Annotated in this window: 11 protein-coding genes; 2 read left to right on the top strand and 9 right to left on the bottom strand. The window is 45.6% G+C overall.

All coding sequences use genetic code 11. From position 1 onward, the window contains the following. Positions 1-172: 172 nt before the first annotated feature. Positions 173-937 carry an SDR family NAD(P)-dependent oxidoreductase gene (locus EXU85_RS33850; RefSeq protein WP_142776308.1) on the top strand — a complete coding sequence of 255 codons (765 nt, stop codon included), beginning with the start codon at positions 173-175 and terminating at the stop codon, positions 935-937. 395 nt (positions 938-1,332) lie between these two features. Beyond that, positions 1,333-3,129, top strand: a complete 1,797-nt coding sequence (locus EXU85_RS33845) for a LysM peptidoglycan-binding domain-containing protein (protein WP_246859361.1) — start codon at positions 1,333-1,335, stop codon at positions 3,127-3,129. Between the two features lie 68 nt (positions 3,130-3,197). Here the strand turns inward: EXU85_RS33845 and EXU85_RS33840 are convergent, their stop codons facing one another. The 9 genes from EXU85_RS33840 to nuoD form a co-directional block, all read right to left on the bottom strand. Then, the gene (locus tag EXU85_RS33840) at positions 3,198-4,376 is read right to left on the bottom strand and encodes an acetyl-CoA C-acyltransferase (protein WP_142776306.1); all 1,179 of its coding nucleotides are present in this window, start codon (positions 4,374-4,376) and stop codon (positions 3,198-3,200) included. Positions 4,377-4,500: 124 nt separating this feature from the next. After that, the gene (locus tag EXU85_RS33835; protein WP_142776305.1) at positions 4,501-5,373 is read right to left on the bottom strand and encodes a PHB depolymerase family esterase; all 873 of its coding nucleotides are present in this window, start codon (positions 5,371-5,373) and stop codon (positions 4,501-4,503) included. A gap of 146 nt (positions 5,374-5,519) precedes the next feature. Next, positions 5,520-6,074 carry an NADH-quinone oxidoreductase subunit J gene (locus EXU85_RS33830; RefSeq protein ID WP_142776304.1) on the bottom strand — a complete coding sequence of 185 codons (555 nt, stop codon included), beginning with the start codon at positions 6,072-6,074 and terminating at the stop codon, positions 5,520-5,522. Positions 6,075-6,165: 91 nt separating this feature from the next. Continuing rightward, positions 6,166-6,732, bottom strand: coding sequence for an NADH-quinone oxidoreductase subunit I (locus tag EXU85_RS33825; RefSeq protein ID WP_142776303.1), 567 nt, complete (start codon positions 6,730-6,732; stop codon positions 6,166-6,168). Between the two features lie 71 nt (positions 6,733-6,803). Beyond that, positions 6,804-7,958 carry an NADH-quinone oxidoreductase subunit NuoH gene (gene nuoH / locus EXU85_RS33820; RefSeq protein WP_142776302.1) on the bottom strand — a complete coding sequence of 385 codons (1,155 nt, stop codon included), beginning with the start codon at positions 7,956-7,958 and terminating at the stop codon, positions 6,804-6,806. Positions 7,959-8,074: 116 nt separating this feature from the next. Beyond that, positions 8,075-9,160, bottom strand: a complete 1,086-nt coding sequence (locus EXU85_RS33815) for a 2Fe-2S iron-sulfur cluster-binding protein (RefSeq protein WP_142776301.1) — start codon at positions 9,158-9,160, stop codon at positions 8,075-8,077. A gap of 66 nt (positions 9,161-9,226) precedes the next feature. Next, complete coding sequence (gene nuoF, locus EXU85_RS33810; RefSeq protein ID WP_142776300.1) at positions 9,227-10,567, bottom strand: NADH-quinone oxidoreductase subunit NuoF; 1,341 nt, start codon at positions 10,565-10,567, stop codon at positions 9,227-9,229. Positions 10,568-10,576: 9 nt separating this feature from the next. Next, positions 10,577-11,077, bottom strand: coding sequence for an NAD(P)H-dependent oxidoreductase subunit E (gene nuoE, locus EXU85_RS33805; protein WP_142776299.1), 501 nt, complete (start codon positions 11,075-11,077; stop codon positions 10,577-10,579). A 15-nt stretch (positions 11,078-11,092) separates the two neighbouring features. Further along, on the bottom strand, positions 11,093-12,325 hold the full coding sequence (gene nuoD / locus EXU85_RS33800; protein ID WP_142776298.1) for an NADH dehydrogenase (quinone) subunit D: 1,233 nt from the start codon (positions 12,323-12,325) through the stop codon (positions 11,093-11,095). Positions 12,326-12,377 lie beyond the last annotated feature (52 nt).

Below are 12,377 nucleotides of genomic sequence, written 5' to 3'. Positions count from 1 at the left end.
CAACTATTAGATTGATGTTTGCAAACGGCCGCTCTGGCAATGGCTCTACCTTTGTTCCATCAACTTTTCAACAGACGATGGAACTGAGCAACAACACAATTCAACAATTCTTTGTGTTCTCGGCGTCTCTGTGGATAAAACAAGCGTAGTTTATCAACTAACACATTGAATAATGACAACCAACAGTAAAATCGCCTTGGTCACTGGCGGAAGCCGTGGCCTGGGTAAAGACATGGCGCTTAGCCTTGCCCAAAAAGGTATCGACGTAATTCTGACCTATAACAGTCAACAAGACGAAGCCCTGGCTGTAGTCGCTGAAATTGAAAAAACAGGCCAGAAGGCGGCAGCGCTACAACTTAACACGGGTGATACAAAAAGTTTTGATGCGTTTTTCAGTCAGCTCACCGCCGTTCTGAAAGACACGTTTGCTACCGACCATTTTGATTTTTTAATCAACAACGCAGGTATAGGAATTCGGGCTTCATTTGCCGAAACGACCGAAGAGCAGTTTGACTTGCTGATGAACATCCATTTCAAAGGCGTATTCTTTTTGACTCAAAAAGCACTGCCGCTTATTAATGATGGTGGCCGAATTATCAACCTGTCTACAGGCCTGGCCCGTTTTACATCACCCGGCTATGCCGCCTACGCATCTATGAAAGGCGGAATTGAAACATTGACTAAGTATATGGCCAATGAACTAGGTTCGCGGGGTATTGCGGTTAATATCGTAGCGCCGGGTGCCATTGAAACGGATTTTGGCGGTGGTGTTGTTCGAGATAATCCGCACGTAAATCAGCATCTTGCCAGTATAACGGCTTTAGGTCGGGTTGGCCGTCCTGATGATATCGGTGGGGTTGTGGCTTTCTTATGTACCGACGATGCAAAATGGATAAATGCCCAGCGTATTGAAGTGTCGGGCGGTATGAACCTATAGCACAATCAATAGAAGTGAACAGGCTATCTATTCGACCCAGTTGGACTATAGTCAACAAGACAGCACATCTTTCAGTAACAAATCAAAGCCATCAATAGCCAATCCCTATTGATGGCTTTGATTTTTCTGTGTACTATCCGGCCAATTACTCAATTTCTTTAACAATTTTTCTCCAATTCAAGTTGATATATTATGTAAATAGGTCACAAATAAGTTAACATCAATGAGATGATAAGCTTATTTTGGTAACTTATAATATAGATATTTGATGGAAAATAAGATTTGTGTTGTTGTCGTTTCTGATCATGTGTGAAAACTTAGTATTCCGGGTTTTCACTATACTTTATTTAGTAACTAGGCTAACCCTATCAAGCCCTTACTTACATGGGCAATCATTGCCAGACGTTCCTTCTGATATTAAGTTGGCGGGGGTGCCCATTCATTTGACCCAACAGAGTAAGTCCCTGATTCAGCAGGAAATGCAACTTTTGTATGCGTACCCAACTAATATTCACAACGATATTAGTGCATTACAGCAGTTGACTCCCATCCTGAAACCACTGTTGAACAAGGCCAATCTGCCCGATGATTTTCGCTTTGTACTCTTGCCTTTTGCCGATGTAGATTCACTTGGGTTCTGGGGTTTGTCGCAGGCTCAGGCACGAAATCTTCGTCTTCGTATAGATAGTTATGTTGATGAACGATATCATGTAGGGATAAGTACAGAAGCTGTGCTCAATCATTTGTCTCGCTTGCAGGAAACACAGAAAAATTACGTGTTGACCTTGCTAAACTATCTTCAGGAGAATACAGATCTACGCGTTTCTCAATCAATTGATCCAGCGTATATTTTGCTTGGTCCCAAAAGTCCACCACTAATCTGGAAGATTATAGCCCGCAAGCTGGTTTTTGAACAGGAGTCGTTAACCTATCGCCCAACAGTTAACTATATCCTTTATACCTATCCCAATGGTGAGGGCCAAACGCTTCATACAATTGCCCAGCGTTTACAAATCGCCGACGACCGGATAAGGCCTTTCAATAAGTGGCTGAAAACGGCTTATATTCCAACCAATAAGGAGTACTCTGTACTTGTTCAGGTAACACCCGCCGAATTTTCGAATGTACAGACATTGGCTAGCTCGGAGCCCAAAAATGAGGGCTTATATCCACTAGCTAGCGCTTTTCCTGTGTTAGTTAAATCAACAGGTAAACTGGATAAGCTACGGTCGGCCGCCGTTTTTTACGAGATTAATGACCGCCATGGTGTACAGGCCCAGAATTGTGATAATGCAATTACGTTGGCATTTTACGGGGATATTTCGGTTGATAAATTCCTTACATTCAATGACCTCAATGCGGAGCATGACGTTATCCGACCTGGCGAGGTTTATTATCTCCAACCCAAAGCTAAGCGTGCTAAAATCCCGTTTCACGTTGTACAGAGAAATCAGACTTTATTAGAGATATCAAATAGATATGGTGTTCGGTTAGAATCAATCCTGAAGTACAATCGTATGGCAGCTATTCAGAGACTACAACCGGGGCGAATCATGTGGTTGCAATCGAAACGTCCAGACAACCGGCCTGTAGAGTACATCCAATTAGCTCCCGAGGAGCCTACCATAGCCAGAACCGAACTCGTATTATCTGTTCAGGATTCATTACAGGATCAGCCTGACGAGAGCACTAGTTTACCAAAGTCCGGTATAGAAAATGATAGTCTGGTAATAGCAAAAGATAGCCTGCATTCAGCAGTAGTGGAGGATGATACACTTACCCTACGCGATACGGCACCGATTGACATTCCACGAGCCATAAAATGGCATACGGTTGTACCCGGTCAGACGTATTATGCGATTTCCCGTTTATATGGGGTTACAGTTAACCAACTCTACAACTGGAATAAACTGTCGGAACGTATTCCACTTCGGGTGGGCCAAAAGCTAATAGTCGGTATGAGTGACAAACAACGTCTAGTTGTTAGCAGACCAATTTATAAGCGAAAAACAGTTCAGGTTACTCAGCCTACACCACCGAAACGAAATGCGATTTTTTACACGGTTCGTGCTGGACAAACACTCTATCGGATTGCGCTCCAGAACAACGTAATGGTTAAGGATTTGATACGCTGGAATGATCTGAAAAGCTATGTGATTGAAGTTGGCCAGATCTTGCTGATTTGGAAATAAAAAGCCGGTTGTATCCGTACAACCGGCTTCAATCTTGAAACCAGCAAGGCTTATAGCAGTCTGCCTACTTAATTAAGCCGTTCAAAAATCCCGGCAACGCCCTGGCCACCGCCTACACAGGCAGACACCATTCCATATTTTTGGTCACGACGACGCATTTCGTTTAACAATTGCACTGATAACCGAGCACCCGTTGAGCCGAGCGCATGGCCTAAAGCAATTGCTCCACCATTCGGATTAATCTTGCTGCGGTCAAGGCCTAATTCCTGAATAACTGCCAGCGACTGAGCCGCAAAGGCTTCGTTTAGCTCAATTAAATCAATATCGTCTTGCTTTAAGCCCGACTTTTTGAGCGCAATAGGAATGGCGGCAACAGGCCCAATTCCCATAATTTTAGGTTCAACACCTGCTGTAGCGTAAGAAACCATGCGAGCAACCGGCTTTAAATTCAGTTCATTGACTAACCGCTCCGACATGACAACCACAAAAGCGGCTCCGTCTGATGTTTGCGACGAATTACCGGCAGTTACTGAGCCACCAGCCGCAAACACAGGCTTTAGCTTAGCCAGACCTTCGGCGCTGGTGTCTTTACGTGGGCCTTCATCTTGCGTGACGGTCCATTCACGGGTTTTCTTTTTGTTACTTTCTGCGTCGAAGTAAGTTTCGCTTACCTTGATGGGCACAATTTCGTCGGTGAATTTTCCTTCCTTCTGGGCTGCTAATGCTTTCTGATGTGATTCCAGGGCAAATTCATCCTGCGCATCACGGCTGATTTTGAACTGTTGAGCAACTTGTTCAGCCGTAAGACCCATACCGATATAATAGTCTGGGTGTTCTTTGGCGATTTCGTAATTCAGTGCCGTTTTCCAGCCCATTACGGGTACCAGCGACATTGATTCGGTGCCTCCGGCAATGATACAGTCGGCTAGTCCAGCGTGGATTTTGGCCGATGCAATCGCAATTGCTTCCAACCCTGAACCACAATACCGATTTATGGTCATACCCGGTACGCTATTCGGCAAGGAGAGCAACGCAATATACCGGGCAATCTGCATGCCTTGTTCGGCTTCGGGAACTGCATTCCCTACAATTAGATCTTCAACACGAGCCGGATCGAGGTTAGGTACCTGGCTTAATAAATGCTTGATTACTTCAGCCGCCATATCGTCGGGGCGGGTGAAACGGAGACCTCCACGTGGGGCTTTTCCCACTGCAGTACGGTATCCGGCTACAATGTATGCGTCCATAAAAGCAATGTTATTTACTGGTTAAGCAGGAAATTAACAGAATAACCAATTTTTGAACTGAATAATTACCTCCAAAGAAAATTATTATGCAAGCATACTATTTTTCTTTGGAAACTACAATGGTTCAGGGTTGAGTTAGCTGCCTTTTGAAGAAATCCCAGGCTTCGAGGTAGACATTAATGTCGTTCGGATAGTCGTGTTTACCTCCAATTACTTTTAATAACGTAACCTCTGGTTTGCCTTTCTCTTTGTAGGTATACCGCTCAATAGTTTTGTGATCATTCGGATCGGTATCGGGTAATAATTCTTTGAGCGGCTGTTTTTTGTAGCCTGCCAAATCTGCCCAATAATGGAATGTGCGCTCGGTTGACCGAACAAGTCCCATACTAATTGTGCCAGTTATAACTTCCCCGCCTTCATAGGGATTTGTCTGATCGGCCGTACCATTCACAATCATGACCGGGACCGCAATTCTTTTTTCGGGGCAATCCAGGTTGTTCGTATCCGGAAGATTAGCAATCAGGGCAGTTATCGCCCGAAATTTTTCGGGCATTGTCAATGCGAGTTTATAGGCCATATGTCCACCGCCGGATGTACCCACCGCGAAAACCTGCTTTGTATTGATTTGGTACTTTTTGGTGAAATAGTTGATCATTTCGCCAAAAAAAGCATTTTCATTGATGTCCTCTTTATTGGCTACCGAGTTTGCCGTTTTACGACATTCATTCCAATAGCGCTTATAGCCATCTGGGTAAACCAGCAACAAATTTTCACTGTCTGATTTTTCTTCCAGCTTTTCCGCACCTTTTCGGGCTCCTTCTCCATTTCCTCCCGAACCGTGCAAAATGAAAATTAATGATGAATTTGCTTTCGCTGGTTTTATAAAATGAAAGGTTCGATAATGCCCTTCCACTAGAATGGAGTCAGTTAATAATGGCTTTTGTGCCGATGCAATGCTCAGGCCAAGAACACATATAAGCAGTAAGAATCTTACCATAGAATGAATGGGACTATGTTTAACTAAATTATCTCCTTTTGACATAAAGCACCTAATATTTATTCATACTCCACGAACAAAATAAGCCGCTCATCGAGCGGCTTACAATTAATCAACGTCAGTCAATAAAATCACATGAATCCTGGTCAGAAATGCCGGTCGCCTGCTTCGCGCTTACCGAGCATAACTGCACCGACCATAGCAATGATGAAGAGGATTGACGCTAATTCAAAGGGCAAAATATAGTCGCTGTAAAGTAACTGGCCCAAGTTCTCAACCAACCCTGTTTTAGAGCTAAACGTTGCTGAATTAACGGTTGGCACCTGAGCACTTTTAGCCCGGAAAATAGTGATGAGCATCACCATTAACACACCACCAACCACTACAGATATCATCTTTGTCAGGTTAGTCTTCGACTCTTCATCCTCTTTCCGTAAATTCAGGAACATGATGGTGAACAGAAACAAGACCATAATAGCCCCAGCATAAACGATAATATTGACCGCAGCCAAGAACTGAGCGTTCAATAATATGTAATGACCAGACAAGCAGAAGAACGTAGCAATGAGGGCTAGAACGCTATAAATAGGGTTTCTTGCGGTTACAACACCAATGGCACTGAACAGGGTGATGACTGTCAGGAGTAGGAATAGGTAGCCGGTGGGCGTTAGTGTTTTAAAAAAATTAAATGTCTCAGTCATAAAAATGTTGTCATTTTTTGTCATTAGATCGCCATTAATTGTCATTAGCATTACTGCTTTGAGACTACTTAATGACAATAAATGACAGTTTTTAGGTCGCGGCTCGTGTTAGGCTAGGTTCGGTTGGCGTCGTCTTTACTTCGGAGTTATTAGCCCGGATATACCGGTCGTCCATCTTCTCAACCAGTTTATCTTTGCCATAAATAACCTCGTCACGTTCCTGAAAAACGGGGACCATTTGGTCGTGGCGTAAATAAACAGCCTGTTTGGGACAAGCTTCTTCGCACAATCCGCAGAAGATGCAGCGAAGCATATTGATCTCATACACAGCTGCATATTTCTCTTCTCGATATAAGCTTTCTTCGCCTTTTTTGCGCTCGGCCGCCACCATCGAAATCGCTTCTGCCGGGCAGGCAACCGCACACAAGCCACAAGCTGTGCAACGTTCGCGACCTTGCTCATCTCGTTTCAAAATATGATGCCCCCGATAGATAGGGCCAAGATATTTTTTTACTTCTGGGTATTGAATAGTCGGCTTCTTCCGGAAAAAGTGGCGAATAGTGATGGCTAACCCGCCAATAACCGCAGGTAAGTACATCTTCTCCGCCAGGGTCATTTCCTTGTTACTGACCTGTTTAGAGCGATTTGTTAGTTGCATAAACGTAGTGGTTAGTAGAGAATGATCAGCCATTAATCAACCATTATTACTGAACACTCCCTACTCAATAGTTATGACTGCTGAGGAATAATATCTCGTTTTGGTGCACGAGCCGTTGAGGTTACAGCCAATACAATCATCACAATGGCAATTAGCCAGGTTGCATATTTGAAATTGTACAGTAAGCCTGCGCCGGTTAGTACAACATTAAGGATCGCCAGCGGGATAAATGTTTTCCAGCCCAAATTCATAAGTTGGTCGTACCGGAAACGAGGAAGCGTCCAGCGAACCCACATGTAAAAGAAAATGAAAAAGAAGATCTTACCGAAATAAACAATAACACCAAGGGCAGTTGCCACATTATGTCCTGTTATGGTGCCTAGCGATTTTTCAAGCGCCTGCCCCACTTCATTCATGAATGGGTAGTGGAAACCGCCAAAATATAGCGCCGAAATAAACGCCGAGGAAACAAACATATTGATGTATTCGGCGAATAAATAGAAGCCCAGTTTCATTGAACTGTATTCGGTATGATAACCACCAACGAGTTCCGTTTCGCACTCAGGCAAATCGAAGGGGGTACGGTTACATTCGGCAAAGGAGCAGGTCAGGAAAATAATAAAGCCTAAGGGCTGGGTGAAAATATTCCACTCAAAAAATGTAGCCTGCTCATCAATTATCGCCTTTAGCGACAAGGAGCCGCTCATCATCAAAATGGCAATAAGCGATAGGCCCAGCGCAATTTCATAGCTGATATTTTGCGAAGCAGCCCGAATAGCACCTAACAACGAGAATTTGTTATTTGATGCCCAACCACCCACCATAACGCCGTAGACGCCCAACGAAACGACGCCGAAGATATACAGCACGCCAATGTTAATTTCAATAGCCTGTACCGGAATGGCATAGTTGCCAAATTTGATGGTGTCGCCAAAAGGAATGACTGCACTCGACATCAAAGCCGTTAGCATGGCTAAGCAGGGACCAAGAATAAACAGCCACTTGCTGGCCTGAGCTGGAATAAAGTCTTCTTTGAAAAACATTTTTCCCGCGTCGGCAAGGGGTTGTAAAAGCCCAAACGGACCCGCTCGGTTTGGGCCGATACGATCCTGTAAAAAGGCTGCCACCTTGCGCTCAGCATACGTAGAGTACGCAGCAATGCCGAGCGTTATCGCGAAAATCGCAAGGATAATGATTCCTTTAACGAGTAATATGGTTAAGTCCATTTTTAAAAAGTTTTCGATGTACAGTTTTCGGTATTTAGTTGGCTAACGCAAGATTGCTATTGATGCGTTAGCCAATCAAATTTCGAAAACTGTAAACCATATACCTGATTAATTTCTCAAGGTTCTGGGTCCAAAGCTGATGGCAATACCTTCGCAAAACGTTCTGGGGCTAATTGTTTAATACCCAATTGCGACGTATCCCGCTCATCATGAATAGACTTATATTCGGCAGCGGCTAAACGTTGGCCAAAGCTTGGTTTTATGGTATCAGCCCGATATTTGTTAGCCGAAATAACCGAACTCCGGGAGATCTTCGTTGGGCCTTCAATTGTCCAATCACTAGTTTTCTTCATGTCAAACCGGCAGGTATTGCAGATGAACTCCAGTACTTCGCTCCACTCATTCTTACGGGCCGTTACCCGAATTACATCTTCGCCCCGGTACCAAAGTGTAACTTTCCCCGAGCAGGTTGGGCAATCACGATGTGCGTCAACGGGTTTAGAAAACCACACCCGATTTTTGAACCGATAGGTTTTATCCGTCAATGCACCAACCGGGCATACGTCAATGACGTTGCCCGAGAAATCATTGTCAATCGCTTTTTCGATGTAGGTACCAATTTCAGAGGCATCACCCCGGCCCAATACACCGTGAACGCGCTTGTTGGTGATTTGATCAGCCGTGTACACACAACGATAGCACAGAATGCAACGCGTCATGTGCAACTGAATATAGGGACCAATGTCCTTCTTCTCGAACGTCCGACGGTCTTCTTCGTAACGAGTTGTGGATTTGCCGTGGTCAAACGCAAAGTTCTGGAGATCGCACTCGCCAGCCTGATCACAAACGGGGCAATCGAGCGGGTGATTGAGCAACAAGAACTCAACTACACCATTTCGGGCGTCAATAACCTGTGGGCTGGTTTCGTTTTCGACAATCATACCATCCTGCACAGCTGTCAGACAGGAAGCCACCAGTTTGGGCATCGGGCGAGGATCTTTAGCTGACCCCGCTGCAACACGCACCAAACAAGCCCGGCATTTACCGCCACTACCTTTTAGTGGCTGATAGTAACACATAGCCGGAGGAGCAACTGCTGGTCCAATTTTACGAGCGGCCTGCAAAATGGTTGTACCCGGCTCGACTTCAACTTCAATTCCGTCAATCGTGACTTTAAGTAATTGCGGCTTTACGTCTTCCATATATCGTAGTGCGGCTGGAAAGCCACAGGTCAATTAAGTATTGCACGGCTTTCCGGCCGCGTTACATTATACCAATGCCATTTCTCCCCGATAGACCGCACCCGGTTGAGTTGCTTCGGACGGGTGGTCGATGTGCCATTGGAACTCATCCCGGAAGTGCCGAATTGCACTGGCAACGGGCCAGGCCGCTGCGTCGCCGAGCGGGCAAATTGTATTTCCTTCGATCTTTTTGGCTACGTCAACTAGCAGATCAATATCCTGCTGATGGCCGTGACCGTATTCAATACGATGCAGAACTTTCTCCATCCAGCCCGTTCCTTCACGGCAGGGACTACATTGTCCACAGGATTCGTGATGGTAGAAGCGTGAGAAGTTCCAGGTGTTCCGAACAATGCAGGATGTTTCATCGAAAAGTATAAAACCACCCGAGCCAAGCATAGTGCCTGTTGCGAAACCACCATCCGAAAGTGACTCGTAAGACATCAAACGCTTTTCGCCATTAGCCAGTGTCAACGCTAAGTTAGCTGGTAAAATGGGCACTGATGATCCTCCCGCTACCAGTGCCTTGAACTTATGGCCCGGACGAATACCTCCGCACCACTCATCGGCATAAATAAAGTCTTCAACTGGAACGCCGAGTTCAATTTCATACACACCGGGTTTATTGATGTGGCCTGAAGCTGAAATTAACTTCGTACCCGTGCTACGCCCGATACCGATACCGGCGTAAGCCTCTCCGCCATTATTCACTATCCAGGCTGTTGTGGCAATGGATTCAACATTGTTAACAACTGTTGGACTTTGATATAAGCCTTTTACGGCTGGGAACGGCGGTTTGTTCCGTGGATTGCCGCGTTTACCTTCTAATGATTCGAGCAGAGCGGTTTCTTCGCCACAGATATAAGCTCCTCCACCTGGTTGTACGACCAGCTCAAGGTCGTAACCAGAGCCCAGAATATTCTTACCCAGAAATCCTTTTGCTTTTGCTTCAGCAATGGCTTTTTCAAGGATATGAATCACATACATTAACTCACCCCGCACATAGATGAACGACTTGTTGGCACCTAATGCGAACGATGAAATAATCATTCCCTCAATAAGTAAGTGGGGAATGTTCTTCATCAGATAGTGGTCCTTAAATGTACCGGGTTCCGATTCATCAGCATTACAGACCAGGTAACGGGGAACACCCTCTGGCTTAGCCAGAAAGCTCCACTTCATACCCATCGGGAAGCCCGCGCCACCCCGGCCGCGCACCCCCGCTTTTTTTACTTCTTCGACAATAGACTCGGGAGTCATTGTCTTTATTGCCTTCTCAACAGCGGTATAGCCGCCTTGCTTCCGGTATACATCGAAGGTTTCAATGCCGGGAACGTTGATATGTTCAGTTAAAATTTTGGTAGCCATGGGGGGAGGTTATTTCGACAGTTCGTCAATGATTTCGTCCACGCGCTCGTTGGTGAGGTGCATGTAATATTTCTCCCGAATCTGAAATACGGGACCCATACCACAAGCAGCAAGGCATTCTACTTCTTTAAGGGTGAACTGCCCATCAACGGTCGTTTGACCCGTATCAATGCCAAGTCGCTGTTTCAGATGGGCGTATACTTCTTCGCCCCCCATTAAGCAGCAAGGGCCCGTTCGGCAATATTCAATAACATGCTTGCCAACCGGATTGAGGTGATACATAGTGTAGAACGACGCCACTTCGTAAACCTCAATGGGTTGAATATCAAGCATTCTTGCTACATAATCCATACCTTCGGGACTGGTCCAGCCTTCCTGCTCCTGCAATACATGCAAGAGGGGTAATAGGGCTGATTTCTGTTTTCCTTCGGGATAGCGGGCAATAATTTCCTTTGCTTTTGCTAATCGTTCGGGCGTGAATTGTACGGCGGAGTTATTGTCTGTTATCATACGTTTCGGCAGGATTTACGCATCCAGTTCGCCAGCAATTACATTCATGCTACTCATAATCACAATGGCATCTGATAAGGTCAGGCCTTTGCACATTTCAGGATATGCCTGATAATAAATAAAACATGGACGGCGGAAGTGCAACCGATAAGGAGCACGGCCACCATCACTAATCAGGTAGAACCCTAACTCACCATTACCACCTTCAACAGCATGATAGACTTCGCCGACGGGAGCGTCTATTTCACCCATCACAATCTTGAAGTGATAGATAAGGGCTTCCATGTTTTTATAGACTTCCTGTTTAGGAGGCAGATAGTACTGGGGGGCGTCGGCGTAGTAGGGTCCTTGCGGCAGATTATCCATTGCCTGCTTGATGATGCGCAAACTCTGCCACATTTCCTCGTTCCGAACCATGAAGCGGTCGTAAGTATCACCACTTTGACCAACTGGAATGTCGAATTCAAAATCCTGGTACGAGGAATACGGGTTCATAACGCGTACATCATAATCCACGCCAGCCGCCCGGAGGTTAGGGCCCGTAAATCCGTAACTCAAAGCACGTTCTGCCGAAATGCCACCCACCCCAATAACACGGTCCATGAAAATCCGGTTACGGTTGAAGAGGTTTTCGAACTCAGCCAGTACTTTGGGGAAACGAACCAGCAATTCATTGATTTTGCGAATGGCAGTAGGGGAGAGATCACGCTCCATGCCACCAATACGACCCATATTTGTGGTTAGTCGAGCACCACAAACTTCTTCGTAGATTTCATAGATGTTCTCCCGTTCCTGATAGATATAGAGGAAGCCGGTAAAAGCACCGGTGTCAACACCCAGAATACCGTTACAAATGAGGTGATCGGCCAAACGAGCCAACTCCATCATAATTACTCGGATATACTGGGCTCGTTTTGGAATATCGATACCCAGCAATTTCTCGACGGTCATGTGCCAGCCCATGTTATTAATGGGTGACGAACAATAGTTCATCCGGTCGGTAAGCGTCGTGATCTGGTAGAATGGTCGTCGCTCGGCAATCTTCTCAAATGCCCGGTGGATATACCCAATTGTTTGCTCGCCCGACACGATTTTCTCCCCATCCATTTGCAGGATGTTCTGGAAAATCCCGTGTGTAGCGGGGTGAGTGGGACCGAGGTTAAGCGTTGTTAGCTCATTAACATACTGAACCGGGCCTTGCTCGGCAGGCAGATTTTTATTCGCTATGTCTAGTTCTTCAGAAACCATAATATAAAGAGCGAAAGAGCGAATGAGTGAAAGAGTGGCTGGCAAATGGATT

Origin of the sequence: Spirosoma sp. KCTC 42546 (assembly GCF_006965485.1) — a bacterium.
Lineage (GTDB): Bacteria > Bacteroidota > Bacteroidia > Cytophagales > Spirosomataceae > Spirosoma.
The sequence above is the reverse complement of the archived record's forward strand: the minus strand, read 5'-3'. Positions and strand labels throughout refer to the sequence as shown.

Coding starts and splice junctions, on each gene's coding strand:
- nuoD (WP_142776298.1), bottom strand. CDS start 12,325: ATGGTTTCTGAAGAACTAGACATAGCGAATAAAAATCTGCCTGCCGAG.
- nuoH (WP_142776302.1), bottom strand. CDS start 7,958: ATGGACTTAACCATATTACTCGTTAAAGGAATCATTATCCTTGCGATT.
- EXU85_RS33835 (WP_142776305.1), bottom strand. CDS start 5,373: ATGGTAAGATTCTTACTGCTTATATGTGTTCTTGGCCTGAGCATTGCA.
- EXU85_RS33830 (WP_142776304.1), bottom strand. CDS start 6,074: ATGACTGAGACATTTAATTTTTTTAAAACACTAACGCCCACCGGCTAC.
- EXU85_RS33815 (WP_142776301.1), bottom strand. CDS start 9,160: ATGGAAGACGTAAAGCCGCAATTACTTAAAGTCACGATTGACGGAATT.
- nuoF (WP_142776300.1), bottom strand. CDS start 10,567: ATGGCTACCAAAATTTTAACTGAACATATCAACGTTCCCGGCATTGAA.
- EXU85_RS33840 (WP_142776306.1), bottom strand. CDS start 4,376: ATGGACGCATACATTGTAGCCGGATACCGTACTGCAGTGGGAAAAGCC.
- nuoE (WP_142776299.1), bottom strand. CDS start 11,077: ATGATAACAGACAATAACTCCGCCGTACAATTCACGCCCGAACGATTA.
- EXU85_RS33850 (WP_142776308.1), top strand. CDS start 173: ATGACAACCAACAGTAAAATCGCCTTGGTCACTGGCGGAAGCCGTGGC.
- EXU85_RS33825 (WP_142776303.1), bottom strand. CDS start 6,732: ATGCAACTAACAAATCGCTCTAAACAGGTCAGTAACAAGGAAATGACC.